Raw genomic sequence first — 23,866 nt, 5'->3', positions numbered from 1 at the left:
CCCTATACACCGCGCGCCAATAAACCTTGGGAAAATGGGGCCGCCATGTTCAAGCCGAAGAAAGTCGTTCTCGCCTATTCGGGCGGTCTGGATACCTCGATCATCCTGAAATGGTTGCAGACGGAATATGGCTGCGAGGTGGTGACCTTTACCGCCGATCTGGGGCAGGGCGAAGAGCTGGAACCGGCGCGGCAGAAGGCGCTTCTGATGGGGATCAAGGCGGAGAACATCCACATCGTGGATGTGCGCGAGGAGTTCGTGCGCGACTTCGTCTTCCCGATGTTCCGGGCGAATGCGGTTTATGAGGGGCTGTATCTGCTGGGCACCTCCATCGCGCGGCCGCTGATTTCCAAGGAACTGGTGCGGATCGCGCAGGAAACCGGCGCCGATGCCGTGGCGCATGGGGCGACCGGCAAGGGCAATGACCAGGTCCGGTTCGAACTGGGCGTGGCGGCGCTGGATCCGTCGATCAAGGTGATTGCGCCGTGGCGGCTGTGGGATCTGACCTCGCGCACCAAGCTTTTGGAATTTGCGGAAGCCAACCAGATCCCGATCGCGAAGGACAAGCGGGGCGAGGCGCCGTTTTCGGTGGATGCGAACCTGCTGCATACCTCGTCGGAGGGGAAGGTGCTGGAGAACCCGGCAGAGGAAGCGCCGGAATTCGTGTATCAGCGCGTGGTGCCGGTGGAGAAAGCGCCCGATCAGCCTGAATTCGTTGAGATTTCCTTCGAGCGCGGCGATGCCGTGGCGATCAATGGCGAGCGGCTTTCGCCCGCCACCATCCTGACCCGGCTGAACGAGATGGGCGGGCGGCATGGCGTGGGCCTGCTGGACCTTGTCGAGAACCGTTTTGTCGGGATGAAGTCGCGCGGCCTGTATGAAACCCCCGGCGGGACGATCCTGCTGGAGGCGCATCGCGGGATCGAACAGATCACGCTGGATTCGGGTGCGGGCCATCTGAAGGATTCGATCATGCCGCGCTATGCGGAGTTGATCTATAACGGCTTCTGGTTCAGCCCCGAGCGCGAGGCGCTTCAGGCCCTGATCGACAAGACGCAGGAACATGTGACTGGGACGGTGCGGGTGAAGCTGTACAAGGGATCGGCCCGGACCGTGGCGCGGTGGTCGGACCATTCGCTGTATTCCGAAAAGCACGTGACCTTTGAAGAGGATGCCGGCGCCTATGACCAGAAGGATGCCGAAGGGTTCATCCGTCTGAACGCGCTGCGGTTGAAGCTGATCGCCACGCGGAATGCGCGGGTGAAGTGATCTGCTGCTAACATATTGAAATCGGGCGGGCTTTGGCCCGCCCTTTTCACTTCAGGCCAGCTTCCTTGCGGCCTGTTCATCCAGCGCGGTGGCGAGTTGTTCGGCATCCCAGTCACCTTCCAGCGCCTCGGTCACAAGCGCGGCCTGCGTCTTGGGGGCCATGCCACCCAAGGGCGGGTCTCGATCGAGGTTGGTGGGGAAGCTGTAGCCTTCGGCAGAGGCGGCGATGGCGTTGGCGATCTGGGACTCCGTGAGGGTGCCGTCCTTTTTCGCAGCCCGCAGAACGGGATAGAGCGCCTTGACCATGCGGGTGCGATCTACCGTTTCCATCGCGCGGCCATAGGGGGAAGAGACCTGGAATAGGTTGACCATACGGCGGATGTCGGCGCTGCGGTTGGTGCCTGCGGCGTGCAGGAGTGCGGGGGAGAAGAACAGCATGTCGCCCTTGGCCAGCGGCAATTGCACATGGTTTTCAATGAAATAGGCACGGAAATCGGGCCGGTTCATCGCCAGATATCCAGCATCGTAGGCTTGGGAGAAGGGCAGGAGTTGGGTGGGGCCGGTTTCGATGGTGGCATCGACATGGGCGATGGCACCTTGCAGCGTCAGGACCGGCGAGAGGAGTTGGACATGGCGGGGATAGCGTTCGATCTGCGCCGCCGATTGAAAGCCAAGGTGATAGTCCCGATGCGGCGACTGCGCCGCGCCGCCCGGATTTACAACGTTGAGTTGTGCGGTGATCTGGTAATGGGGGCCGAGCCATGCCTCTGATATCGCGGCGAGGAAGGGATTGGCGTAGTAGCGGGCGAAGTTGACCGGATCGGCAAGGCAATGTTTTTCCAAGGAATTCCAGAGACGGTCATTCGCCCCCGGCTTAGCGAAATGATCGCCGCCCCCGGTGCCTGCGCGGTTCTGTTCTTCGATCAGCCGCCAGAAGATCGTGCTGGCCTCATCGATCATCGCAAGGTCGGGTTCGGCGCCTTTCAGGACCACGACGCCGGGGCCTGTGAGCATCGCCTCGGCCCATTCGGCCATCAGGGCGCGGCGGTCGGCGGGATCGGCCAGCGCAGGAAGAAGGGTGGGGCAGTCATAGATCAGGATGTTCCTCCGCACATCCGCCGCAAAGGGGTAGTCCGACAGGGAAACCGTTTGAGAACAGAGGTTTGCAAGATCCTGCAGGCGGCAATCCTCGGCCCGAAGGTAGACGCGGGCCGCACGGGTGGCGGCGGTGGAATGGTTGAGCATGGCATCCTCCCCGATGCTGGTTAAGGGGAGTTTGCGCCTGCGGTCGGGCCGGGGCAAGGGGTGGCTTGACGATGTTCCGTCAGAGTTTGAACCGCGCAAGCCTTTGATAATGCGGAAGGGCCTGTTCCACGAGGGGCGCATATTCGGCGGGAAGGGTGGGAAGCGGGCCCTCTGCCTCGCCGAAGCCGGTGGAGGCGTGGACGGCGTTGTACCAATGCGGGGCCCAGACACCGTCATAGGGTTTGGGTCCGGCGGGCCAGTGGAGCATGTTTTCGGTGAAGGGGATGCCAAGAGCGTCGCAGAGTTTTGTCAGCGATTCCAATGGGTTGGCGCGGATATCGGCGCTGTCGATCACGAAGGGAGCGCGGCCCATCCAACCCGCAACTTCGTCGAAGAGCTCAGCCTGTTGGACGAATCCGATATCGGCGAGGGTTGGGGCTTCGCGTTTCTGGCTATAGCTGGCGACGACGCGGGCGGGGTGGCGGATGAGGAAGACGTTGGTAAGGGCGCGCATGAAGCCCCGGTCGAATTCCGGGATCATGTGGAGCGTCATGTGTTTCTGGTAATGGATTGATTTTCCGTCAGGAATGTCGCCCGTGCAGGCAGCGGCAACCGATGAGGGATCAGGGTCATGGGACGCGATGATCGCATCCCGCATGGGGTGGTCGATGCCCGTGGCGGCCAGATAGGCGGCGTAGAAGGGTTCATCCCAGACGGCGCAATCGCCCCGCGCGGCGAAGGCATACATCATGGCGGTGGAAAGGTTCCGGGGGCCGGACCACATCGCGATTTTCATCTGTTTTCCCCGTGCCGGATGTTGTGCCGCAAACTGTACCGCAATCTGTGCATACGCTACGAACGGGCGATCAACGCCTTGTAAAGGCCGCGCAGTCTTTCGGTCATCGGTCCCATCTGGCCCGTGCCGATCTGGCGACCGTCGATCATGCCCACGGGTGTTTGCGCGCCGAAGGTGCCGGTCAGGAAGGCCTCGTCCGCGCCATAGGTATCGACGAGGGAGAAGTTGCGTTCAAAGACCGGGATGCCGTTTTCGCGGCAGAGGTCGATCACCTTTTGCCGCGTGATGCCGTTCATGCAGTAGTCGCCGGTAGAGGTCCAAACTTCGCCTTTGCGGACGATGAAGAAATTGCAGGCGTTCGTCGTGTTCACGAAGCCGTGGACGTCGAGCATCAGCGCCTCGTCCGCGCCGGCCTTTTGGGCGGCGATACAGGCGAGGATGCAGTTCAGTTTGGAATGGCTGTTGAGTTTCGGGTCCTGCGTCATGGGCAGGCCGCGCAGGTGGGGAACGGTGGCAAGGGTGATGGGGCGCGGGATCTTTGGTTTCGAGTGTTCCATGATGATCGCGACCGTCGGCCCCTGCTGCGACAGGCGGGGGTTCTGGAAGGGGCGGGTCTTCACCCCCCGTGTCACCATCAGGCGGCAATGGGCATCGGTATGCATGCCGTTGGCCTTTTGCGTCTCTAACACGGCAGAAATCATCTGTTCCGGGGTCAAGCCGATGTCGAGGTCGATGGCCTTTGCCGCCTCATAGAGCCGGTTCATGTGTTCGGAGATGAAGGCCCATTTCCCGTCATAGAGGCGGATGCCTTCCCAGACCCCGTCGCCCAGCATGAAGCCCGAGTCGTAAACCGAGACGAAGGCCTGATTTTTCGGGACGATGCGCCCGTTTACGTAGATCAGGATGCTTTCGTTGCGGATGTCTTCTTCCGCGGCATGGGTGGAGACGTGGTCGGTCATGGTGGCCCCTTGGTTTGGGGCGAGGTTAGTGGGGGGCCTCGGGAAGGGAAAGGGGGCGCGTCACCTGTGCGTGAGGTCACGCGGCGGTGAGTTGTGCCGGGCCCGGATTGAGGGAGAGGGTGGGGCAAAGGAGTTTTGCCGATGCATCGCCTGTTCACCATCACCGCCGTGATCGTCACCGTCTTTCTTTCCGCCGTGCTTGGTGCGGCAAGCCATGCCGCCACGGGGAAGGCGGTGGTCGCCGGGGGATGTTTCTGGTGCGTGGAGGCGGATTTCGAAAAGGTGCCGGGGGTGGTTTCGGTCGTATCGGGCTTTACCGGCGGGACGGTGGAGAACCCGACCTACAAACAGGTGGTGGCGGGCGGGACCGGGCATTACGAGGCGGTGGAGATCACCTTCGATACGACGAAGATCAGCTATGATCAGGTCTTGCGCCTGTTTTTGCGATCTGTCGATCCGTTGGATGCCGGGGGGCAGTTCTGCGACCGGGGAGACAGTTATCGGACGGCTATTTTCGTCTCTAACGCAGCGGAAAAGGCCGCTGCCGAGGCCGCGCTGGCCGAGGCTTCGCAGGCCTTGGGCGCACCCGTGGTGACGCCGATTCTGGCGGCGGGACCGTTCTATGAGGCCGAGGAATACCATCAGGATTACTACAAGAGCCGGGATATCGTGCTGACGCGTGCGGGGCCGAAGCAGAAGCGCAATGCCTATGCGTTCTATCGCGAGGCCTGCGGGCGGGATGCGCGGGTGCGGGCGGTATGGGGTGATCAAGCGGCCTTCGCGAAATAGCGGGCGGGGCCTTTCGCGCGGTCAGGCGCTTTTGTAGGGTTTCCCAGGGAAGTGGGGGACCGATGACCGACGACAGCGTGACGCCGATGATGGCGCAGTATCTGGAGATCAAGGCGCAGAATCCGGGTGCGCTGCTGTTCTATCGGATGGGCGATTTCTACGAGATGTTCTTCGACGATGCGGTCGCGGCGGCGGAGGCATTGGATATCGCGCTGACGAAGCGGGGGTTTCATCTGGGTGAGCCGATTGCGATGTGCGGGGTGCCTGTGCATGCGGCAGAGGGCTATCTGCTGACGCTGATCCGCAAGGGGTTTCGCGTGGCGATTGCTGAGCAGTTGGAAGACCCGGCCGAGGCAAAGAAGCGCGGGTCAAAGGCGGTGGTGCGGCGGGATGTGGTGCGGCTGGTGACGCCCGGCACGCTGACCGAGGACGCGCTGCTGGAGGCGCGGCGGCACAACTTTCTATGCGCCTTTGCGGAAGTGCGGGACGAGGCAGCATTGGCCTGGGCCGATATCTCCACCGGCGAGTTGCGGGTGATGCCCTGCGCGCCCGCGCGGTTGGGGCCGGAACTGGCACGGCTGGCCCCGCGCGAGGTGCTGGTGAGCGAGTCGCGTGAGGCGGATTGGGCTGCGTTAGTGACTGAATCCGGCGCGTCGCTTACGCGGTTGGCGCGGGGGTCTTTTGACTCCGTTTCCGCCGAAAAGCGGCTGTGTGCGCTGTTCGATGTGGGGACGCTGGAGGGGTTCGGGCGGTTCGATCGGGCGGAACTTTCGGCGATGGGGGCGCTGGTCGATTATCTGGACCTGACGCAACGGGGGAAGTTGCCGCTGCTGCGTCCGCCGGTGAAAGAGGCGGCGGGCGGGGCAATGCAGATTGACGCGGCAACGCGGCGCAATCTGGAACTGACGCAGGCTTTGAGTGGCGGGCGCGAGGGTTCGTTGCTGGCGGCAGTGGACCGGACGGTGACGGCTGCGGGTGCGCGGCTGTTGGAGCGGCGGATTTCGTCGCCGTCGCGGGACCTGTCGGTGATCCATGCGCGGCTGGAATCGGTGCGGTTTCTGCTGGAACAGGGCCTGTTGCGGGCGGAATTGCGCGATGCGCTGCGGCGCGTTCCGGACATGGACCGCGCGCTGTCGCGGCTGGCTTTGGAGCGGGGCGGGCCGCGTGACCTTGCCGCTATCCGGGCGGGGTTGACGCAGGCGGTTTCGGTAGCGGCGCGGTTGGAGGGCGCGCCCGTGCTGCTGGAGGAGGCGGGGCGCGCGCTGGTCGGGCATGAGGCGCTGGTAGGGTTGCTGGAGCGGGCCTTGGTGGCGGAACCTCCGCTTCTGGCGCGGGACGGGGGGTTCATCGCGGCGGGGCATGATGCCGAATTGGATCAAGCGCGGCGGCTGCGGGATGAAGGGCGCGGGGTGATCGCCGGTATGCAGGCGGATTTCATCGCCGAGACGGGAATCCAGAGCCTGAAGATCAAGCACAACAACGTGCTGGGCTATTTCATCGAGACGACCTCGACCCATGCGGAGCGGATGCTTTCGCCGCCTTTGTCGGAGAAGTTCATCCATCGGCAAACGACGGCGGGGCAGGTGCGGTTCACGACCGTGGAACTGTCCGAGATGGAGACGCGCATCCTGAACGCGGGGAACCACGCGCTGGAGATCGAGAAGCGGCATTTCGAGGCGCTGCGTCAGGCGGTGCTGGCAGAGGCGGGGCCGGTTGGGGCGGCGGCGCGGGCCTTGGCGGAGGTAGATCTGTCCTGCGCTTGGGCGGATCTGGCGGCGGAGGAGGGCTGGGCGGAGCCTGTGGTGGATGAGAGCCGCGCGTTCGTGGTGGAAGGTGGTCGGCATCCGGTGGTGGAGCGTGCCTTGCGGCGGCAGGGGGCGGGGCCGTTCGTTGCCAATGACTGTGCGCTGACCGAGGGGGAGACGCCTGCGATCTGGCTGCTGACGGGGCCGAATATGGCGGGTAAGTCCACGTTCCTGCGGCAGAATGCGCTGATCGCGCTGCTGGCGCAGGCGGGGAGTTTCGTGCCTGCCTCACGGGCGCATGTCGGGGTGGTGTCGCAACTTTTCAGCCGTGTGGGCGCTGCGGATGATCTGGCGCGGGGGCGGTCCACCTTCATGGTGGAGATGGTCGAGACGGCGGCGATCCTGAATCAGGCGGATGATCGGGCACTGGTCATTCTGGACGAGATCGGGCGGGGGACGGCAACCTATGACGGGCTATCCATCGCCTGGGCGACGATGGAGCATCTGCACGGGGTGAACCGCTGCCGCGCGCTGTTCGCCACGCATTACCATGAGATGACAGCGCTGGCGGGGAAGCTGGACGGGGTGGAGAATGCGACCGTCACGGTGAAGGAATGGGAAGGCGAGGTCATCTTCCTGCACGAGGTGCGGAAGGGGGCGGCGGATCGGTCCTATGGTGTGCAGGTGGCGCGTCTGGCGGGGCTGCCTGCGGCGGTGGTGGACCGGGCGAAGGTGGTTCTGGAGGCGCTGGAGTCAGGCGAACGGCAGGGCGGCGCGCGGCCCAAGGCGCTGATCGACGATCTGCCTTTGTTCAGCGTGGCCCCTGCGGCGCCCCCTGCCCCGCGTGTCGTGGCAAAGGAATCGGCAGTCGAGGCGCGGTTGAAGGACGCGCATCCGGACGAGATGACGCCGATGGAGGCGCTGCGCTTTGTTTATGAACTCAAGGACTTGTTGAAGCACTAAGCTGCTTCGTTTCGGTCCAAATACCCCACGGGGGTCCGGGGGTGTGAAACCCCCGGTCCCGCAGAAGACATCAGGCGCCGGTGTTGGAAGATACGCCCACCTGCGCGGGGCGCAGCAGACGGTCGTGGAGCATGAAGCCCTCGGTCATCACCTGAATGATCTGGCCGGCCTTGGTGCCCGGAACGGGCGCTTCGAACATGGCTTCGTGGTTCTGGGGGTCGAACTGGTCACCGACCTTGGGGGTGATGGGTTTCACGCCGTGGCGGGTCATCACGTTGGTCAGTTCGCGCAGGGTGAGTTGCACGCCTTCGAACAGGGCCGCGGCGGCGGCCTTCTGTTCGTCGGTCGCGGCGTTCAGGGCGCGGTTGAGGTTGTCGAAAACGGGAAGCAGGTCGCGGGCGAGGCGGGTGCTGCCGTATTGCTCCGCCTCACGCCGGTCGCGCTCGCCGCGCTTGCGGGTGTTTTCGGCGTCAGCCAAGGCGCGCATGAAGCGGTCGCGGAATTCGTCACGCTCGGCCTTCAGCGCCTCGATCTCATCCAGTGCGGCGAGGTCTTCCAGACCCTCCTCGATGGCGAAGTCTTCGGGAACCGTCTTGTCGTCTGCCATTTTCTAACTGCCTTCTTCACTTGCCCCGTTCGGACACCAACCGTCCGACGAGTTGCGCCGTGTAATCCACGATCGGAACGATCCGGCCATAGTTCAGCCGGGTCGGGCCGATGACGCCGACAGCGCCGATGATTTTTCGATCTGCGTTCATATAGGGAGAAACGACGAGACTTGAACCGGAAAGTGAGAAGAGCTTGTTTTCCGAGCCGATAAAAATGCGCACACCTTCGCCGGTTTCGGCGAGTTCGAGGAAATCGGCGATGTCACGCTTGCGTTCGAGGTCGTCGAACAGGGTGCGGATGCGGTCGAGGTCGGTCGATTCCTCTTCAAGCAGGTTGGAGCGGCCGCGGACGATGAGGCGTTCGGAGGTTTCGCCGGGATTTTCCCAGACGGCGAGGCCGGATTCGACGAGGTCGCGGGCGAGGGAGTCGATCTCTTGCCGCCGCTTTGCGATTTCGGCGGTCATGGAGCGCCGGAGTTCGGTGAGGGTTTTGCCTTCGGCCAGCGCGTTCAGGAAATTCGCGGCTTCGCGCATGGAGGACGGGGTTTGCCCCGGCGGGGGCGTGAAGATGCGGTTTTCGACATGGCCGTTGGCGAAGACGAGGACAACGAGAGCGCGGTCCTGCGAGAGGGAGACGAATTCGATGTGGCGGATCGGCGCTTCCACCTTGGGTGCCAGCACCAGCGACGCGCCGCGCGTGATGCCGGAAAGGGCTGCGCCGATATGGTCGAGGAGGCTGGTCACGTCCTGATCGTTGCTGCCAAGGGTCGCGTCGATGCGTTCGCGGTCTTCCTCGGCCACGGTGCCGACTTCCAGCAGGCTGTCGACGAACATGCGCAGGCCCAGTTGCGTGGGGATGCGGCCTGCGGAGATGTGGGGGCTGTCGAGCAGGCCGAGGAATTCGAGATCCTGCATGACGTTGCGGATCGTCGCGGCAGAGAGTTTTTCCGACATCGACCGCGTCAGGGTGCGGGAGCCGACGGGGTCGCCGGAGGCGAGGTAGCCTTCGACGACGCGGCGAAAAACCTCTCGCGAGCGGTCGTTCATTTCGGACAGGATTTTTGAGCCGTCTGTCATCTGTCGATCCTTGCCGGTTCGCCATTATCGGCGCGCGGTTCGGGGCGTCAATCGGGGTTGCATCGGGCGGGGTGGGGTGGATATCTGGCCGCAACCCAAAAAGGATGATCCGATGCGCCCCTCTGGCAGGAAATTAAGCGAAATGCGGCCGGTTTCAATCGAAGTCGGCGTGATGAAACATGCGGAAGGGTCCTGTCTGATCAAGATGGGCGAGACGCATGTGCTGTGTTCGGCCACGATCGAGGACAAGGCGCCGCCCTTCCTGAAGAATACCGGGCTGGGCTGGGTGACGGCGGAATACGGAATGCTGCCGCGCGCCACGAACAGCCGGACGCGGCGCGAGGCGGCGGCGGGCAAGCAGTCGGGGCGAACGCAGGAGATCCAGCGACTGATCGGGCGGGCTTTGCGGGCTGGCGTCGATCGGTCGGCGCTGGGCGAGCGGCAGATCGTGATCGACTGCGATGTGATCCAGGCGGATGGCGGGACGCGCTGTGCGTCGATCACCGGCGGCTGGGTCGCGTTGAAGATGGCGGTGGACAAGCTCCTGAAGGCGGGCGTCATCGTCAGCGATCCGATGATCGACCATGTCGCCGCGGTGTCCTGTGGCGTCTATGCGGGGCAGCCGGTGCTGGATCTGGATTACGCCGAGGATTCGACGGCCGGTACGGACGGGAATTTCATCCTGACGGGGCGCGGGCGGTTGATCGAGGTGCAGATGAGCGCGGAGGGCGCGACTTTTTCGCGCGAAGAGATGGGGCAATTGCTGGACCTGTCCGAGGCGGGATGCGCTCAGCTGGTGGCGGCGCAGAAGGCGGCGCTGGGGCTGTGATGCGGAAGTTCGGCGGGGGGCGGCTGGTCGTCGCGACGCATAACAAGGGCAAGTTGGAAGAGATTTCGGCCTTGTTAGAGCCGTTTTCCGTCGATGTCGTCAGTGCGGGGCAGTTGGGGCTGGCCGAGCCTGCGGAGACGGAGAACACGTTCGTCGGTAATGCGCGGATCAAGGCGCATTTCGCGGCGAAGGCTTCGGGTTTGCCCGCATTGGCGGATGACTCGGGCATCACGGTGGACGGTCTGGGCGGTGCGCCGGGGGTCTATACTGCCGATTGGGCGGAGACGCCGACGGGGCGGGATTTCGTGATGGCGATGGAGCGGACGTGGCGCGAGTTGGAAACGGTATCGGCGCCATATCCGCGCACCGCGCAATTCCGCTGCACGCTGGTTCTGGCATGGCCTGACGGGCATGACGAGGTGTTCGAGGGCGTGATGCCGGGGCAAGTCGTTTGGCCCATGCGGGGGGATCAGGGGCATGGCTATGACCCGATCTTTCAGCCGGAAGGGTTTGACGTGACCTTCGGCGAGATGGATCGTTGGGAGAAGAACCGCATCAGCCATCGCGCCGATGCGTTCCGGAAACTGGTCGCGGGGTGTTTCGCATGAAGCGGATTTCGACGGGGTCGCCCTTCGAGGCGACGATGGGCTATTCCCGCGCTGTCGTGAAGGGCGGGTGGTGTTTCGTTTCGGGCGTCACGGGCTATGATTACGCGACGATGGTGATGCCCGAGGGCGTGGCGGATCAGGCGCGGAACTGTTTCCGGACGATCAAGGGCGTGCTGGAACAGGGCGGCTTCACGATGGAGGACATCGTGCGGGTCCAGTACACGGTGACGGATGCGGCGCTGGTGGATGCGCTTGTGCCAGTTCTGGGCGAGGCTTTGGGTGAGATCCGGCCCGCGGCGACGATGGTGATTGCTGGGTTGATCCGGCCGGAGATGAAGGTCGAGATCGAGGTGACGGCCTTCAAGGGGTAAGGCGCGATGGAAGATTGGCGGGCCGGGGGGTTTGGTCTTTATATCCACTGGCCCTTCTGCCAGTCAAAATGCCCCTATTGCGACTTCAACAGCCATGTGGCGGCGAGCATCGACCAGCGTCGCTGGCGGGATGCCTATGTCCGGGAAATCGCGCGGGTTTCTGCAGAGACGTCGGGGCGGGTGCTGGAGACGGTGTTCTTTGGCGGGGGCACGCCGTCGCTGATGGAGCCGGAGGTGGTGGCGGATGTGCTGGAGGCCGTGCGGAAGGCCTGGCCGATGGTGAACGATCCGGAGATCACGCTGGAGGCCAATCCGGGCTCGGTGGAGGCGGGGCGGTTCCGCGGGTTCGCTCAGGCAGGGGTAAATCGGGTTTCGATGGGGGTTCAAGCGCTGAACGACGCCGATTTGCGGCGGTTGGGGCGGTTGCATTCGGTGGCAGAGGCGCGGCAAGCGTTTGATATTGCTAGGGAAAATTTCTCTCGGGTGAGTTTCGACCTGATCTATGCGCGGCAGGACCAGACGCTGGAGGCATGGCGGGCGGAGTTGGGTGAGGCGTTGTCGATGGCGGTGGATCATCTGTCGATGTATCAGCTGACGATCGAGGACGGCACGGCCTTTGGCGACCGATTTGCGCGGGGCGGGCTGCGTGGGCTGCCCGATGAGGATGTGCAGGCCGACATGTATGCGGTGACGCAGGAGGTTTGCGCGGCGCATGGGATGCCGGCCTATGAGGTTTCTAACCATGCACGGTCGGGGGCGGAAAGCAGGCATAACCTGATCTACTGGCGGATGGGAGATTATGCCGGGATCGGACCCGGAGCGCATGGCCGGTTGACGCTGGAGGGCGAGCGATGGGCCACGGTCGCGCCAAAAGCCCCGGGTGCCTGGCTGGCGATGGTTGAGCGGGGAAAGGCAGGGGAGGAGCCGCGGGAGGCTGTGGCGTTGGAGGATCAGGCGATGGAGTATCTGCTGATGTCCATGCGGCTTTCGGAGGGGATGGATGTGGCGCGGTATGAACGGCTGGCGGGGCGGGCGCTGGACGATGGGAAAGTGGCCGATCTGAGCGAATTGGGCCTTGTCAGAGACGATTCCGGGCGCCTGATCGCGACACCGCAGGGACGCGCTGTGCTGAACGGTGTATTGCGGGAGCTGGCGGTGTGACGCGGTTCCTGTGGCTTTTCGGCGGTGGCGTGGCGCTGGTTCTGGGCGGGATCGGGATGTTTCTGCCGCTTTTGCCGACAGTCCCCTTCCTGTTGCTTGCCGCTTTCTGCTTTGCGCGGTCTTCCGAGCGGCTGCATCTTTGGCTGCTGGCGCACCCACGGTTCGGGGAACCCATCCGCGACTGGCAGGAGCGCGGAGCTATCGGGCGTAGGGCGAAATGGCTGGCCACCGCCTCGATCGCGGTGACCTTCGGGGTTTCTGTCGCGCTTGGGCTGGCTGTCTGGGTTCTGGCGGTTCAGGCGCTGGTTCTGCTGGGCGTCGCACTGTTCATATGGACACGTCCCGCGGAATAGCGGAGAGGACGCGGCAGAGAAGATCGAGATCGTCGAGCGAGCGATAGCGGATCGTCAGGGTGCCACCTTCGTCGATGCCCGCGTGATCGATGGTCACGCGCATGTTGAGATTGGCGGAGAGGTCATTCTCCAGCGCCCGGGTGTCGGCGTCTTTTTCCTGTTTTCCGCGCGGGCCGGAGGATTTTCCGGTGCCCTTCCTGGCAGGATCGCGGGCGAGCGCCTCGGTTTCACGGACGGAGAGATTGCGAGAGATGACCTGTCGGGCGAGTTCGGCCGCATTGGGCGCCGTGATGAGGGCGCGGGCATGGCCTGCGGAAAGACGCCCCTCACGGACATGGGTTTGCACTTCATCGGGAAGGGATAGGAGGCGGAGGAGGTTGGCGATGTGGCTGCGGCTTTTCGAGAGGGCTTCGGCCAGTTTCTCCTGCGTGTGACCGAAACGTTCCATCAGCTGACGAAAGGCGAGGGCCTCTTCGATGGCGTTCAGATCGGCGCGCTGGATGTTCTCGATGATGGCGACTTCGATGACTTCGGCATCGGTGAACTCGCGGACGAGGACAGGAAGTTCGTGGAGTTGGGCAAGTTGTGCGGCACGCCACCGGCGTTCACCGGCGACGATTTCAAAGCGACCATCTGGAAGGGCGCGGACGATGAGAGGTTGGATCACGCCCTTGGCGCGGAGGGATGCTGCGAGCTCCTGAAGCGCTTCGGGTTGAAAGTCGCGGCGGGGCTGGTTGGGGTTCGGGATCAGTCGTTCGACCGGGACCAGCAGATCGGGGCGACGAGGGCGATCAGGGGTTTGGGGATCAGCCTCGACCGAGACATCGGCCATGAGTGCGGAAAGGCCGCGCCCAAGGCTGCGGCGTTCGGGTTTCTTTTCCATGATCAGGCGTGCTCCTCGGTGCGGTCGAGCGGATGGCGGGCGATGAGTTCAGCAGCGAGGGCGCGGTAAGCCTCGCTTCCCTTGGAGGCGGTGTCGTAATTGAGGACGGGGAGGGCGAAACTTGGTGCCTCGGACACGCGGACATTGCGGGGGATGATCGTCTGGAAAACGAGGTCGCCGAGATTCTCGCGGGCATCGAGTTCAACCTGCTGACTCAACCTATTGCGGCCGTCATACATGGTGAGCACAACACCTTCGATCCGGAGGTTGGGATTGGCGGTTTGCCGGACCTCACGCACCGAGAGCATCAGTTGCGAGAGGCCTTCGAGGGCGAAGAATTCCGACTGCAGGGGGACCAGCACGGAATGGCTGGCGATGAGGGCATTGACCGTGAGAAGGCTGAGGGAGGGGGGGCAATCGATCAGGATGAAGTCGAGGGCGAAACGGTCGATAGCGGGTTGGCGCAGGGCGTCGTGCAAGAGAAAGCTGCGCTTTTCATTGGCGACGAGTTCGATATCGGCAGAGGAGAGATCGGCATTGGCGGGGCAGATGAGGAGGCCGGGGATATTGGTCGGACGGATCACAGTTTCGAGCGGAGCATCGTCGATGAGGAGGTCGTAGGTGGTGATTTTGCGATCCGATGTCTCGATCCCGAGGCCGGTCGAGGCATTTCCCTGCGGGTCGAGGTCGACGAGGAGGACACGTGCGCCCTTCTCCGCAAGGCCGGCGGCGAGGTTGATTGCGGTCGTTGTCTTGCCCACGCCGCCCTTCTGATTGGCGATTGCGATGATGCGCGGCTGTTTCGGACGGCTTGGGTCAGACATGGGTCAGGTCTTTCACGGCAAGGATGACAGCTTGCGGATCGGTCAGGCTGGGATGCGTTGTCAGGTCGAAGTGCCATTCCTTGCGAGCGTGTTCAACCTCTTCCTGCCAGGTGGCGCCTTTTGGAAAGAGGGCAATGCCATGGGGGGCAAGATGGCGCCGGGCAAAAGACAGAAGATTGGGGAGCGCCGAGAGGGCACGAGCAGAGAGAATGTCGGCCGCCTGCGGAGGGGCGGTTTCGATTCTTGTGCTTAAAACGCCGGGCTTGATGCCAAGCTCCGCCGCAGCTTGGCGGAGGAATGTGCACTTGCGTTGATCGGATTCGATCAGGGTGACGCGAAGGCCTGGCCGCAGGTCAGCAGAGAGACAGGCGATCACGAGCCCCGGAAAGCCACCACCACTGCCAAGATCGACCCAATGAGTCGCGTGATCTGGTGCCAGAGCAAATAACTGCGCAGAGTCCAGGATATGCCTCTCCCATGCGTTGGCGATGGTGCTGCGGGAGACGAGATTGATCGCGGGGTTCCATTTGGAGAGAAGGGTTTCGAGTCTGGCCAATCTTTCCAGCGTTTCACGTGAAACACCCTGCGGCAGGGCCGACGGCATCATCCGGCCGCCCTGCTGCGTTGATCCTTGCGGACATGCGCGAGTATCAAGGTAAGCGCTGCTGGCGTCATGCCTTCGATGCGGCCAGCCTGCGCTAGTGTGGTTGGTCGAACCCGGGTGAGCTTCTGCGCCAGTTCGAAGGAGAGTCCTGGCATTGCCTGATAGTTCAGGCCATCAGGGAGTGCAGTTTCCTCTTCCTTCTGAAGAAGGCGAGCATCCTGTTCCTGACGTGCGAGGTACTGGGAATAGAGGGCATCGATTGCAGTTTGCCTGCGGATGAGCGGATCGAGCGCCGCGAATTCCGGAAAGAGTTGCTCCACCACCGTCGTTGCATCTTCGCCAAAGGCGAGTAAATCCAGGCCATCCCTGCGTGCACCGTCCTGACTTACGGTCAGGGATGTGGACGAGAGTTCCTTGGGAGAGTAGCGACGAGAGCGGAGGATGTTCTGCGCGGAGATCAAGCAGCCGGCCTTTGTTTCAAAGTCCGCACGACGGTCGTCCCTTACGCAGCCAAAGGAAATGCCGAGGGGTGTGTGTCTTTGGTCGGCGTTGTCAGCCCGCAACGCAAGACGAAATTCAGCGCGAGACGTGAACATCCGGTAAGGCTCTGTCACCCCGCGTGTGATCAAGTCGTCAATCATCACACCGATGTAGCTTTCTGCGCGACTGAAGTGGATCGGTTCGCGGCCAAGCGCGGCTGCAGCCGCATTGAGACCCGCGACGAGGCCTTGCGCTGCGGCCTCCTCATACCCGGTTGTACCGTTGATCTGCCCGGCGAAGTATAGACCGGGGCGATCCTTCACCTCCAACGTGGGGCGCAAGCATCTTGGGTCGAAGTAGTCATACTCAATGGCATAGCCGGGTTGAAGGATTGTCACATTCTCCAAACCCGCGATCGAACGGACATAGTCGTCTTGGACCTGCGCGGGCAGGGATGTGGAAATGCCGTTCGGGTAGACCGTGTCATCGTCAAGTCCTTCGGGTTCAAGAAAGACTTGATGTGACGTCTTGTCAGCGAAGCGAACAACCTTGTCCTCGATAGAGGGGCAGTATCGCGGACCGATCCCCTCGATATGGCCACCATACATGGCAGACAGGCCGATGTTGGAGCGGACGATGTCATGTGTCCGTTCGTTCGTATGGGTGATTCCACAGCTGATCTGTCGAGCCGTGGTTGTGCGACTCATAAACGAGAAGAAAACTGGGTCGTCGTCGCCCGGTTGCATCTCCAATCGCGACCAGTCTATGGTTCTGCCGGACAGGCGGGGCGGTGTGCCCGTCTTCAGGCGCCCACGCGGAAGATCAAGTTTAGCAAGGCGCTCTGCCAGCGCTATCGATGGCTGGTCGCCGATGCGACCACCACTTTGCCTTTGATCGCCGATATGGATGACACCGTTCAAGAATGTACCTGCCGTCAAGATGACGGCTTTCGCAGATAGCTCACTGCCGTCCTTGAGCGCGACACCTCGAATCGCATCGGGTGACAGAAGGAGATCAGATACCTCGCCCTCAATAATCGTCAGCATGGCCTCCCGAGATAGAAGGGTCTGCATCGATTGGCGATAAAGTTTCCTGTCTGCTTGAGCCCTTGGGCCCTGTACGGCGGGACCCTTGCGCCGATTGAGCAGGCGGAATTGGATACCCGCCTGATCGGCGGCACGACCCATGACTCCGTCAAGGGCATCAATCTCACGCACAAGATGACCTTTCCCAAGCCCGCCAATGGCTGGGTTGCACGACATAACACCGATAGCATCCGCCCGGAGAGTTACGAGCGCTGTCTTAGCACCCATGCGCGCAGCTGCAGCGGCTGCTTCTGAACCGGCATGCCCCCCGCCGATGACTATGACGTCAAAAAGTTTCACGTGAAACACTCCTATTTCCCGATGCAGAAACTGGAGAATATCTCATCCAGCAGATCCTCTACATCAAGCCGACCAACGAGGGATTCCAGCGCCCGGATCGCCACGCGCAGTTCCGCGGCGGCGAGTTCGGCCCGTTGCGCGCCCCTCTCTACCTCATGCATCGCTGATTCCATAGCCCTGATAGCGCGGTCTATCGCAAGTCGATGCCGCTCCCTTGTCACAAGGCCGGCGCCGGCGGACCGCTTGCGCAGGCGTCCAGCGATCGCATCCAGAAGTTCTGGAACACCCTGTCCCGTCTTTCCCGACACACCGGAGCCCGACAGATCGGCTTTTGCAGAGACGACGATATCATCGCACGACGGATCGAGTCCCTCTATCGCCTCGCCGCTTTGCAGGAACACGCGGAGATCGGCGGCGCGGGCGCGAGTGATACCCCTGTCGATCCCGATACGCTCTACGGGGTCATCCGGGTTGCGGAGACCGGCTGTGTCCAGCAATGTGACGGCAAGGCCGGCGATTTCCATGCGAACCTCAATCACATCCCGTGTCGTGCCCGCATATTCGGAGGTGATCGCCGCCTCTCGCCCCGCAAGCGCATTTAGCAGGGTGGATTTCCCTGCATTCGGCGCTCCGACTATCGCCACCTCGAAGCCGTCCCGTATCCGTTCGGCCGCTGCATAACCTCGCAGCTCGGCCCTTAGGCTGTCGATCACGCCGCGCAACAGAAAAGATACCTCAGGCGTCACGTCCTGCGGCACCTCCTCATCGGCAAAGTCGATCGTCGCTTCGATCAGCGAGGCAGCGCGGATCAGGGATCGCCTCCACTCTTCGACACGGGCACCGATGGCCCCGGAGAGCACGCGCTCCGCCTGCCGCCGCTGTGCCTCGGTTTCGGCATCGATAAGATCGGCAAGACCTTCAACCTGAGTCAGGTCAAGACAGCCATTCTCCAATGCACGACGCGTGAACTCGCCCGGTTCCGCAAGGCGAAGGCCGGGATGATTGCCAACTGCTCGAAGCACTACCTGCACAACTGCCAGCGAACCATGCAGGTGAAACTCTACCACCGGTTCACCAGTAAAACTGTTCCCCTTCGGAAAGGTCAGGACCAACGCCTGATCCAGTATGTCGCCGTCAGAACGCAACCGACGCAACGCCGCATATCGGGGTTCCGGCAGAGCACCAGCCATCGCCTCGGCGACTGCAAAGGCATCTGGACCCGAAATCCGCACAACGGCCACCCCGGCCTTGCCACGGGCACTGGCCAAGGCGTAGATCGTATCCATGTAAACTAACCCGTTGATTCAGAACACTTATGTGTTCATGGAGTCAAAGAATTCCGAATTTGTCTTCGTCTGCTTCAGCTTGGAGAGAAGGAATTCGATCGCATCAGTCGTTCCCATCGGGTTCAGAATCCGTCGCAGGACATAGGTCTTTTGCAGATCCACCTTGTCCACAAGAAGATCTTCTTTCCGCGTGCCGGACTTCAGGATGTCGATTGCCGGGAAGACCCGCTTGTCCGCCACCTTGCGGTCCAGAACGATCTCGCTGTTGCCGGTGCCCTTGAATTCTTCAAAGATCACCTCGTCCATCCGGCTACCCGTGTCGATCAGGGCCGTTGCGATGATGGTAAGTGAACCACCCTCCTCGATGTTGCGGGCCGCGCCGAAAAAGCGCTTCGGCCGCTGCAGCGCATTGGCGTCGACACCCCCCGTAAGCACTTTGCCCGAGGACGGAACAACGGTGTTGAACGCGCGGCCAAGGCGCGTGATCGAGTCGAGAAGGATCACCACGTCGCGCTTGTGCTCGACAAGGCGCTTGGCCTTCTCGATCACCATTTCCGCCACGGCGACGTGACGCGTCGCCGGTTCGTCAAAGGTTGACGAGACGACCTCGCCCTTCACCGACCGCTGCATGTCGGTCACTTCCTCAGGACGTTCATCGATGAGCAGAACGATCAGATAGCATTCCGGATGGTTCTTCTCGATCGAATGCGCGATGTTCTGCAAAAGGACCGTCTTGCCGGTTCGGGGCGGGGCAACGATCAGGGCACGCTGTCCCTTGCCGATTGGGCAGACAAGGTCGATGATCCGGGCGGAACGGTCCTTGATCGTCGGGTCCTCGATTTCCATCTTCAACCGCTCATCGGGGTAAAGCGGCGTCAGGTTGTCGAAGTGCACCTTGTGGCGGGCCTTTTCGGGATCGTCGAAATTGATCTTGGTCGCCTTCACAAGACTGAAATAGCGTTCATTCTCACGCGGGGCTTGGATGACGCCTTCGATTGAATCGCCGGTCCTCAGGGAAAACTGGCGGATCATCTCGGGGCTGACATAGATGTCATCGGGACCCGGAAGATAATTCGCCTCGGGGCTGCGCAAAAATCCGAAACCGTCCTGCAGCACTTCCAGAACGCCGTCGCCGCCGATCTCGAACCCTTCTTCTGCATGTTCCTTCAGGATCTGGAACATCATCTCGCCCTTCCGCATGGAAGGGGCGTTCTCGATCTCCCACTCCTCGGCCATCGCCAGAAGATCGGCCGGTGTCTTGGCCTTGAGGTCGGAGAGGTTCAGCCGTTCGGTGGTCATGTGCGGATATGCCCTGAATCGCCACGCCAACGGCATGGGATCGTGTTTATGGAAACGGGAAGCGCATTCGGCCGGACGGCCATGCCGTCCTGCAGATACGCAGCGATGGCGAAAAAGTCAACGATGGCAGTGAAAGGGGTTCAGAACTTCACGATCACCGAGAAGACGATCACCAGAAGAAGGATCGTCGGCACCTCGTTCATGATGCGGTAGGTCCGACCGGTTCGGCTGTTTGAACCTGCCATGAAATCCTTCCGGCGCAGGCCCAGCCAGTGATGGAACCATGTCATCCCAAGCACTGCCCCAGCCTTCAGCCAGGGCCAGAGTTCGGACCAAGACACGATCCCCGGCGTGAAGACCAGGGCCAAACCAAAGATCCACGTGGCGATCATTGCCGGGTTCATGATCCCCCGCAGCAACCGCCGTTCCATCGTTTGGAACAGGGTATCCGTCGGGTTTCCGGAGCCGACCACCTCGACATGATAGACAAAAAGACGTGGCAGGTAGAACAGCCCCGCCATCCACGAGATCACGGACACCACGTGCAAAGCCTTGGTCCAAGCATACCAGTTCGCCAGAAAATCGCCCATCGCGTCCCGTTCCATTCCTCACCCCTCTTTCTTCTTATAAATAGGAAAAGAAAAGAGAATGATGATGATGTAATGCCTGTGGAGAACGGGATTGCGGCCCTTATCCCTCTCTTTCTCCACAAGTGCGTTTCTGTGGACAAGGACGGGAAAACTGCGTTTCGAGATCTTTACGTTCCATTTACCTTAATAAAATCAGTCTGTTGAATGCCATCGAAGCGAAGACTTATCCCGATGAGGGTACGCACTGCCCGATTGCAAAACTGATGTTCCAGTACGGTTGAAAGCCCCTTTCCACAGGTGGACAAATCGGCGCGGGTCGTCGAAACATCGTGCCCGTCATCCGCAGGGGCCGGTGGTCATCGGAGAACCGGGGATAAGGCCTTCAGGAACAAAACCGAACTTTCCACAGGATCGCCCCCATGCCTCGCATCATTCTTGCCTCTGCTTCGTCCATCCGCCGTCAGATGCTGTCCGATGCCGGCGTGATGGTTGAGGCCCGCCCGGCGCGGGTGGATGAAGAGGCGATCCGCGCCGGTCTGGAGGCGGAGGGCGCAAAGCCACGTGATGTTGCGGATACGCTTGCCGAGATGAAGGCGCGCAAGCTTGCCGAACGGGAACCGGAAGCCGTTGTGATCGGCTGCGATCAGGTTCTGGAGGCAGAGGGAGGAGTATGGGGTAAACCGGAAAGCCCTGATGCGGCGCGGGCACAGTTGGCACGGCTTCGTGGCAGAAGTCACAGGCTCATTTCTGCGGTCGTGCTATATGAGGGGACGAAACCGGTCTGGCGGCATGTGGGAGAGGTGCGGCTGACGATGCGATCCTTTTCGGATGCCTATCTTGACGATTACGTCGCGCGGAACTGGGAGGAGATCCGCCATTGCGTGGGCGCCTATCAGCTTGAACGCGAGGGGGCTCGGCTTTTCTCGCAGGTGGAGGGGGATTATTTCACCGTGCTCGGCCTCCCGCTCCTGCCGCTCTTGAACTATCTGGCGCAGCGGGGTTTCATCGCGGCATGACAGATCATCCCCGTATCCCGCTTGCCGCCGTCATCGGTTCGCCCATCGCCCATAGCCGGTCGCCAGCGCTGCATGGCTATTGGTTGAAGCGATACGGGATCAAGGGTTTCTACATTCCGATGGATGTGGCGCAAGCGGATCTGGAGCAGGTGCTGCGGATGATGCCGAAGATGGGCTTCGTGGGGGCGAATGTGACCATTCCCCACAAGGAGGCCGTCCTGCATATTGCCGATGTCATCACTGACCGGGCTGCGCTGATCGGTGCGGCGAATACGCTCATCTTCCGGAAGGATGGCAAGATACAGGCTGACAATACCGATGGTGCGGGTTTCATCGCAAACCTTCGACAAGGAGCGCCGCATTGGGTGCCCAGCCTTGGCCCGGCAGCCGTCTTCGGTGCGGGCGGCGCGGCGCGGGCCATCGTCGCCGCCTTGATCGAGGTGGGGGTTCCGGAAATCCGCCTTGCCAACCGGACGAGGGCGCGCGCAGATGCGCTGCGGTCGGATTTCGGGGCGAAGATCCATGTCCATGAATGGGTGCAGGCCGATGCGATGATCGATGGCGCGGCGACCGTGGTGAACACCACCTCTCTGGGTATGACGGGGAAGCCGGACCTTGTCCTTCCCCTGGGGTCGCTGTCATCACATGCGCTGGTGACGGATCTGGTCTACACGCCACTGAAGACCCAGTTTCTGATCGAGGCCGAGGAACGCGGCGCGACCACCGTGGACGGGCTGGGAATGCTGTTGCATCAGGCCGCTCCTGGTTTTGAAAGGTGGTTCGGGCATCGCCCGGACGTCGATGAGGCCACGCGCATCGCGGTTCTTTCGGCATGAGCGCCTTCCGCCTTGGCCTGACCGGGTCGATCGGGATGGGGAAATCGACGACGGCACGGTTATTCCGCGAAGAGGGCATTCCCGTCTGGGATGCGGATGCAGCCGTGCATCGCCTATATGCACCGGGCGGCGCAGCCGTCGCACCCTTGGCCTTGCTTTGCCCCGATGCGCTGGTCGAGGGCGGGATCAGCCGTGATCGGCTGAAATCATGGATCGCCCGTGATCCTTCGGCGCTTGAAAAGATCGAATCCGTCGTGCATCCGCTGGTGGCTGCAGATCGGGCTTCGTTTCTGGCGGAAGCGCGCGGCGATATCGTGGTACTCGACATTCCGCTGCTGTTCGAGAAGGGAACGGAGGTGGAGATGGATGCCACAGTGCTGGTGACGGCCCCGGCAGACCTGCAGCGCGCACGGGTCATGGCGAGGCCCGGCATGACGGAGGCGCAGTTTCATTCCATCCTGTCGCGCCAGATGCCGGATGCCGAAAAGCGTGGTCGCGCCACCCATATAATCGAAACGCTCAGCCTTGAATCGGCCCGCGCCTGCGTTCGGGCGTTGATTGCCCATATCCGGGAAAATCGTCATGCGTGAAATCGTTCTGGACACCGAAACCACCGGCTTCGAACCGTCGGAAGGCCATCGCATTGTAGAGATTGGAGCGGTGGAACTATTCAACCACCTGCCGACCGGAAGGACCTATCACCAATACATCAACCCGGAACGGTCCATGCCGAAGGAGGCCTTCGAGGTACACGGGCTGGGCGATGACTTCCTGCGGGACAAGCCGGTCTTCAAGGCCGTGGGTCAGGCCTTTCTGGATTTCCTCGGGGATGCGAAACTGGTGATCCACAACGCGGCTTTCGACATGAAATTCCTGAATGCCGAATTGCAATGGGCGGGGCTGCCCGGCCTACCGTGGGAGCGGGCGGTGGATACACTTGCCATCGCGCGGCAACGGTTTCCGGGATCGCCCGCCTCGCTTGATGCGCTGTGCCGACGGTTCGGGGTGGACAATTCGGCGCGCGAAAAGCACGGCGCTTTGCTCGACAGCGAGATTTTGGCCGAAGTCTATTTGGAACTGGTGGGCGGCCGGCAGCCCGATTTCGGGCTTGCCACCTCGGCAGGACCCACGACCGGCGGCACGACAAGGGCCTCTGGCGACGTCTGGCGTCCCAAGCCGCGCCCCGCACCGTTGGCGCCGCGCATCCATCCAGAAGAGGCAGAGGCCCATGCCGCCTTCATCGCAAAGCTTGGCGATGGGGCAATATGGAAAAAGCGCGCCTGATGGCGCGCTTTCCCTTTCGGTCATGAGTCTCGTTCAGTTGACGGTCGGCTGCGCCTGCGCGGCCTGCGCCCGACGGGCGAGTTCCTGACGATACAGCGTCACGAAATCCACCGTATCGATGTTCAATGGCGGGAAACCACCGTCGCGCGTCACATCGGAAATGATGCGGCGCACGAAGGGGAAGATCAGACGCGGGCATTCGATCAGCAGGAAGGGGTGAAGCTGCTCTTCCGGAACGCCCTCGACATGGAAGATCGCGCCATATTCGACCTCGAGCAGGAACAGCGTTTCGCCATTCGTCTTGTTCTTCGAGGTGCAGCGGTACTTCGAGATCACGTCATACTGATGGTCGGCGGGGCGCTTGCGCGCATCAAGGCTGACGGCGACCTGGATATCGGGCTGCACATCGCCCGAGGTCACGCCTTTCTTGGCGACCATATTCTCGAAGGACATGTCGCGGATGAATTGCGCCAGAACCTGCATGCGCAGTTGCGGCTGGGCGGGTTGTGCGGGCGCTGCGCCGTCGGTGGTGTTTTCTTCGGCCATTCCTGTCACTCCTCCTCCGGAACACGTTACGACGGGTTCCTAGCAGGAAGGTGACCGGGC

Annotated in this window: 25 protein-coding genes; 12 read left to right on the top strand and 13 right to left on the bottom strand. The window is 62.2% G+C overall.

The genetic code is table 11. From position 1 onward, the window contains the following. The first annotated feature begins 45 nt into the window (after positions 1 to 45). A complete protein-coding gene (locus TabM4_RS19520) occupies positions 46 to 1,269 on the top strand; it encodes an argininosuccinate synthase (protein ID WP_434616391.1) in 1,224 nt (407 codons plus the stop codon). 51 nt (positions 1,270 to 1,320) lie between these two features. On the opposite strand, the gene TabM4_RS19515 is transcribed toward TabM4_RS19520, so the two are convergent. The 3 genes from TabM4_RS19515 to TabM4_RS19505 form a co-directional block, all read right to left on the bottom strand. Further along, positions 1,321 to 2,514 (bottom strand): phytanoyl-CoA dioxygenase family protein, encoded by a 1,194-nt coding sequence (locus tag TabM4_RS19515; protein ID WP_434616388.1) that lies wholly within the window; start codon positions 2,512 to 2,514, stop codon positions 1,321 to 1,323. A 79-nt stretch (positions 2,515 to 2,593) separates the two neighbouring features. Further along, positions 2,594 to 3,310 carry an HAD family hydrolase gene (locus tag TabM4_RS19510; protein WP_434616385.1) on the bottom strand — a complete coding sequence of 239 codons (717 nt, stop codon included), beginning with the start codon at positions 3,308 to 3,310 and terminating at the stop codon, positions 2,594 to 2,596. 56 nt (positions 3,311 to 3,366) lie between these two features. Further along, positions 3,367 to 4,269 carry a D-amino acid aminotransferase gene (locus tag TabM4_RS19505; RefSeq protein ID WP_434616382.1) on the bottom strand — a complete coding sequence of 301 codons (903 nt, stop codon included), beginning with the start codon at positions 4,267 to 4,269 and terminating at the stop codon, positions 3,367 to 3,369. Between the two features lie 141 nt (positions 4,270 to 4,410). On the opposite strand from TabM4_RS19505, the gene msrA reads away from it, so the two are divergent. Together msrA and mutS are read left to right on the top strand one after the other, a co-directional pair. Beyond that, entirely contained in the window at positions 4,411 to 5,058 is a 648-nt protein-coding gene (msrA, locus tag TabM4_RS19500) for a peptide-methionine (S)-S-oxide reductase MsrA (protein WP_434616379.1), read from the top strand. Between the two features lie 62 nt (positions 5,059 to 5,120). Continuing rightward, positions 5,121 to 7,766 carry a DNA mismatch repair protein MutS gene (gene mutS, locus TabM4_RS19495; RefSeq protein ID WP_434616376.1) on the top strand — a complete coding sequence of 882 codons (2,646 nt, stop codon included), beginning with the start codon at positions 5,121 to 5,123 and terminating at the stop codon, positions 7,764 to 7,766. Between the two features lie 70 nt (positions 7,767 to 7,836). Here mutS and TabM4_RS19490 read toward each other — a convergent pair whose 3' ends face one another. Both TabM4_RS19490 and hrcA read right to left on the bottom strand, forming a co-directional pair. Next, complete coding sequence (locus TabM4_RS19490; RefSeq protein ID WP_434616373.1) at positions 7,837 to 8,373, bottom strand: nucleotide exchange factor GrpE; 537 nt, start codon at positions 8,371 to 8,373, stop codon at positions 7,837 to 7,839. 16 nt (positions 8,374 to 8,389) lie between these two features. Continuing rightward, positions 8,390 to 9,451 (bottom strand): heat-inducible transcriptional repressor HrcA, encoded by a 1,062-nt coding sequence (gene hrcA, locus TabM4_RS19485; RefSeq protein WP_434616370.1) that lies wholly within the window; start codon positions 9,449 to 9,451, stop codon positions 8,390 to 8,392. A gap of 112 nt (positions 9,452 to 9,563) precedes the next feature. Here hrcA and rph point away from each other — a divergent pair, with 112 nt between their 5' ends. The 5 genes from rph to TabM4_RS19460 are packed head-to-tail and all read left to right on the top strand — an operon-like array spanning position 9,564 to position 12,773. Then, entirely contained in the window at positions 9,564 to 10,280 is a 717-nt protein-coding gene (rph, locus tag TabM4_RS19480) for a ribonuclease PH (RefSeq protein WP_434616367.1), read from the top strand. Further along, positions 10,277 to 10,888 (top strand): RdgB/HAM1 family non-canonical purine NTP pyrophosphatase, encoded by a 612-nt coding sequence (gene rdgB / locus TabM4_RS19475; protein ID WP_434616364.1) that lies wholly within the window; start codon positions 10,277 to 10,279, stop codon positions 10,886 to 10,888. Before rph ends, rdgB begins: the two co-directional genes overlap by 4 nt. Further along, positions 10,885 to 11,259, top strand: coding sequence for a RidA family protein (locus tag TabM4_RS19470; protein ID WP_434616361.1), 375 nt, complete (start codon positions 10,885 to 10,887; stop codon positions 11,257 to 11,259). The genes rdgB and TabM4_RS19470 overlap by 4 nt, the downstream gene beginning before the upstream one ends. 6 nt (positions 11,260 to 11,265) lie before the next feature. Continuing rightward, entirely contained in the window at positions 11,266 to 12,420 is a 1,155-nt protein-coding gene (hemW, locus tag TabM4_RS19465; protein WP_434616358.1) for a radical SAM family heme chaperone HemW, read from the top strand. A 56-nt stretch (positions 12,421 to 12,476) separates the two neighbouring features. Then, positions 12,477 to 12,773 (top strand): YbaN family protein, encoded by a 297-nt coding sequence (locus tag TabM4_RS19460; RefSeq protein WP_434622181.1) that lies wholly within the window; start codon positions 12,477 to 12,479, stop codon positions 12,771 to 12,773. Here the strand turns inward: TabM4_RS19460 and TabM4_RS19455 are convergent. The 7 genes from TabM4_RS19455 to hemJ all read right to left on the bottom strand — a co-directional run bounded on the left by TabM4_RS19455 (position 12,748) and on the right by hemJ (position 20,139). Next, the gene (locus TabM4_RS19455) at positions 12,748 to 13,656 is read right to left on the bottom strand and encodes a ParB/RepB/Spo0J family partition protein (RefSeq protein ID WP_434616355.1); all 909 of its coding nucleotides are present in this window, start codon (positions 13,654 to 13,656) and stop codon (positions 12,748 to 12,750) included. The genes TabM4_RS19460 and TabM4_RS19455 overlap by 26 nt on opposite strands. Positions 13,657 to 13,658: 2 nt before the next feature. Further along, positions 13,659 to 14,480 carry a ParA family protein gene (locus TabM4_RS19450; RefSeq protein ID WP_434616352.1) on the bottom strand — a complete coding sequence of 274 codons (822 nt, stop codon included), beginning with the start codon at positions 14,478 to 14,480 and terminating at the stop codon, positions 13,659 to 13,661. After that, entirely contained in the window at positions 14,473 to 15,087 is a 615-nt protein-coding gene (rsmG, locus tag TabM4_RS19445; protein ID WP_434616349.1) for a 16S rRNA (guanine(527)-N(7))-methyltransferase RsmG, read from the bottom strand. The genes TabM4_RS19450 and rsmG overlap by 8 nt, the downstream gene beginning before the upstream one ends. Beyond that, positions 15,084 to 16,949, bottom strand: coding sequence for a tRNA uridine-5-carboxymethylaminomethyl(34) synthesis enzyme MnmG (gene mnmG / locus TabM4_RS19440; RefSeq protein WP_434616346.1), 1,866 nt, complete (start codon positions 16,947 to 16,949; stop codon positions 15,084 to 15,086). The genes rsmG and mnmG overlap by 4 nt, the downstream gene beginning before the upstream one ends. An 11-nt stretch (positions 16,950 to 16,960) precedes the next feature. Next, complete coding sequence (gene mnmE, locus TabM4_RS19435; RefSeq protein WP_434616343.1) at positions 16,961 to 18,235, bottom strand: tRNA uridine-5-carboxymethylaminomethyl(34) synthesis GTPase MnmE; 1,275 nt, start codon at positions 18,233 to 18,235, stop codon at positions 16,961 to 16,963. 27 nt (positions 18,236 to 18,262) lie between these two features. Then, positions 18,263 to 19,534 (bottom strand): transcription termination factor Rho, encoded by a 1,272-nt coding sequence (rho, locus tag TabM4_RS19430; RefSeq protein WP_434616340.1) that lies wholly within the window; start codon positions 19,532 to 19,534, stop codon positions 18,263 to 18,265. 140 nt (positions 19,535 to 19,674) lie between these two features. Further along, positions 19,675 to 20,139: a protoporphyrinogen oxidase HemJ gene (gene hemJ, locus TabM4_RS19425; protein WP_434616337.1), complete on the bottom strand. Its 465-nt coding sequence runs from the start codon at positions 20,137 to 20,139 to the stop codon at positions 19,675 to 19,677. A 404-nt stretch (positions 20,140 to 20,543) separates the two neighbouring features. Between hemJ and TabM4_RS19420 the strand changes: the two genes are divergently transcribed. Genes TabM4_RS19420 through dnaQ form a run of 4 tightly spaced genes read left to right on the top strand, consistent with a single transcriptional unit; the run spans position 20,544 to position 23,260 of the window. Continuing rightward, positions 20,544 to 21,140: a Maf family protein gene (locus TabM4_RS19420; RefSeq protein ID WP_434616334.1), complete on the top strand. Its 597-nt coding sequence runs from the start codon at positions 20,544 to 20,546 to the stop codon at positions 21,138 to 21,140. After that, the gene (locus TabM4_RS19415) at positions 21,137 to 21,976 is read left to right on the top strand and encodes a shikimate dehydrogenase (protein WP_434616331.1); all 840 of its coding nucleotides are present in this window, start codon (positions 21,137 to 21,139) and stop codon (positions 21,974 to 21,976) included. Before TabM4_RS19420 ends, TabM4_RS19415 begins: the two co-directional genes overlap by 4 nt. Beyond that, positions 21,973 to 22,566 carry a dephospho-CoA kinase gene (coaE, locus tag TabM4_RS19410; protein ID WP_434616328.1) on the top strand — a complete coding sequence of 198 codons (594 nt, stop codon included), beginning with the start codon at positions 21,973 to 21,975 and terminating at the stop codon, positions 22,564 to 22,566. Before TabM4_RS19415 ends, coaE begins: the two co-directional genes overlap by 4 nt. Continuing rightward, positions 22,559 to 23,260, top strand: coding sequence for a DNA polymerase III subunit epsilon (dnaQ, locus tag TabM4_RS19405; protein WP_434616325.1), 702 nt, complete (start codon positions 22,559 to 22,561; stop codon positions 23,258 to 23,260). The genes coaE and dnaQ overlap by 8 nt, the downstream gene beginning before the upstream one ends. Before the next feature lie 33 nt (positions 23,261 to 23,293). Here dnaQ and secB read toward each other — a convergent pair whose 3' ends face one another. Then, positions 23,294 to 23,806: a protein-export chaperone SecB gene (secB, locus tag TabM4_RS19400; RefSeq protein ID WP_434616322.1), complete on the bottom strand. Its 513-nt coding sequence runs from the start codon at positions 23,804 to 23,806 to the stop codon at positions 23,294 to 23,296. Between the last annotated feature and the right edge of the window lie 60 nt (positions 23,807 to 23,866).

The organism is Tabrizicola sp. M-4 (assembly GCF_051132405.1).
Lineage (GTDB): Bacteria > Pseudomonadota > Alphaproteobacteria > Rhodobacterales > Rhodobacteraceae > Paragemmobacter.
This window is presented reverse-complemented; position numbering and strand designations above follow the sequence as displayed.

Excerpts from the sequence above, each read along its gene's own strand:
- TabM4_RS19520 (WP_434616391.1), top strand. The coding sequence starts at position 46 with ATGTTCAAGCCGAAGAAAGTCGTTCTCGCCTATTCGGGCGGTCTGGAT.
- TabM4_RS19515 (WP_434616388.1), bottom strand. The coding sequence starts at position 2,514 with ATGCTCAACCATTCCACCGCCGCCACCCGTGCGGCCCGCGTCTACCTT.
- TabM4_RS19510 (WP_434616385.1), bottom strand. The coding sequence starts at position 3,310 with ATGAAAATCGCGATGTGGTCCGGCCCCCGGAACCTTTCCACCGCCATG.
- TabM4_RS19505 (WP_434616382.1), bottom strand. The coding sequence starts at position 4,269 with ATGACCGACCACGTCTCCACCCATGCCGCGGAAGAAGACATCCGCAAC.
- msrA (WP_434616379.1), top strand. The coding sequence starts at position 4,411 with ATGCATCGCCTGTTCACCATCACCGCCGTGATCGTCACCGTCTTTCTT.
- mutS (WP_434616376.1), top strand. The coding sequence starts at position 5,121 with ATGACCGACGACAGCGTGACGCCGATGATGGCGCAGTATCTGGAGATC.
- TabM4_RS19490 (WP_434616373.1), bottom strand. The coding sequence starts at position 8,373 with ATGGCAGACGACAAGACGGTTCCCGAAGACTTCGCCATCGAGGAGGGT.
- hrcA (WP_434616370.1), bottom strand. The coding sequence starts at position 9,451 with ATGACAGACGGCTCAAAAATCCTGTCCGAAATGAACGACCGCTCGCGA.
- rph (WP_434616367.1), top strand. The coding sequence starts at position 9,564 with ATGCGCCCCTCTGGCAGGAAATTAAGCGAAATGCGGCCGGTTTCAATC.
- TabM4_RS19470 (WP_434616361.1), top strand. The coding sequence starts at position 10,885 with ATGAAGCGGATTTCGACGGGGTCGCCCTTCGAGGCGACGATGGGCTAT.
- hemW (WP_434616358.1), top strand. The coding sequence starts at position 11,266 with ATGGAAGATTGGCGGGCCGGGGGGTTTGGTCTTTATATCCACTGGCCC.
- TabM4_RS19460 (WP_434622181.1), top strand. The coding sequence starts at position 12,477 with ATGTTTCTGCCGCTTTTGCCGACAGTCCCCTTCCTGTTGCTTGCCGCT.
- TabM4_RS19455 (WP_434616355.1), bottom strand. The coding sequence starts at position 13,656 with ATGGAAAAGAAACCCGAACGCCGCAGCCTTGGGCGCGGCCTTTCCGCA.
- TabM4_RS19450 (WP_434616352.1), bottom strand. The coding sequence starts at position 14,480 with ATGTCTGACCCAAGCCGTCCGAAACAGCCGCGCATCATCGCAATCGCC.
- rsmG (WP_434616349.1), bottom strand. The coding sequence starts at position 15,087 with ATGATGCCGTCGGCCCTGCCGCAGGGTGTTTCACGTGAAACGCTGGAA.
- mnmE (WP_434616343.1), bottom strand. The coding sequence starts at position 18,235 with ATGGATACGATCTACGCCTTGGCCAGTGCCCGTGGCAAGGCCGGGGTG.
- rho (WP_434616340.1), bottom strand. The coding sequence starts at position 19,534 with ATGACCACCGAACGGCTGAACCTCTCCGACCTCAAGGCCAAGACACCG.
- hemJ (WP_434616337.1), bottom strand. The coding sequence starts at position 20,139 with ATGGAACGGGACGCGATGGGCGATTTTCTGGCGAACTGGTATGCTTGG.
- TabM4_RS19420 (WP_434616334.1), top strand. The coding sequence starts at position 20,544 with ATGCCTCGCATCATTCTTGCCTCTGCTTCGTCCATCCGCCGTCAGATG.
- TabM4_RS19415 (WP_434616331.1), top strand. The coding sequence starts at position 21,137 with ATGACAGATCATCCCCGTATCCCGCTTGCCGCCGTCATCGGTTCGCCC.
- coaE (WP_434616328.1), top strand. The coding sequence starts at position 21,973 with ATGAGCGCCTTCCGCCTTGGCCTGACCGGGTCGATCGGGATGGGGAAA.
- dnaQ (WP_434616325.1), top strand. The coding sequence starts at position 22,559 with ATGCGTGAAATCGTTCTGGACACCGAAACCACCGGCTTCGAACCGTCG.
- secB (WP_434616322.1), bottom strand. The coding sequence starts at position 23,806 with ATGGCCGAAGAAAACACCACCGACGGCGCAGCGCCCGCACAACCCGCC.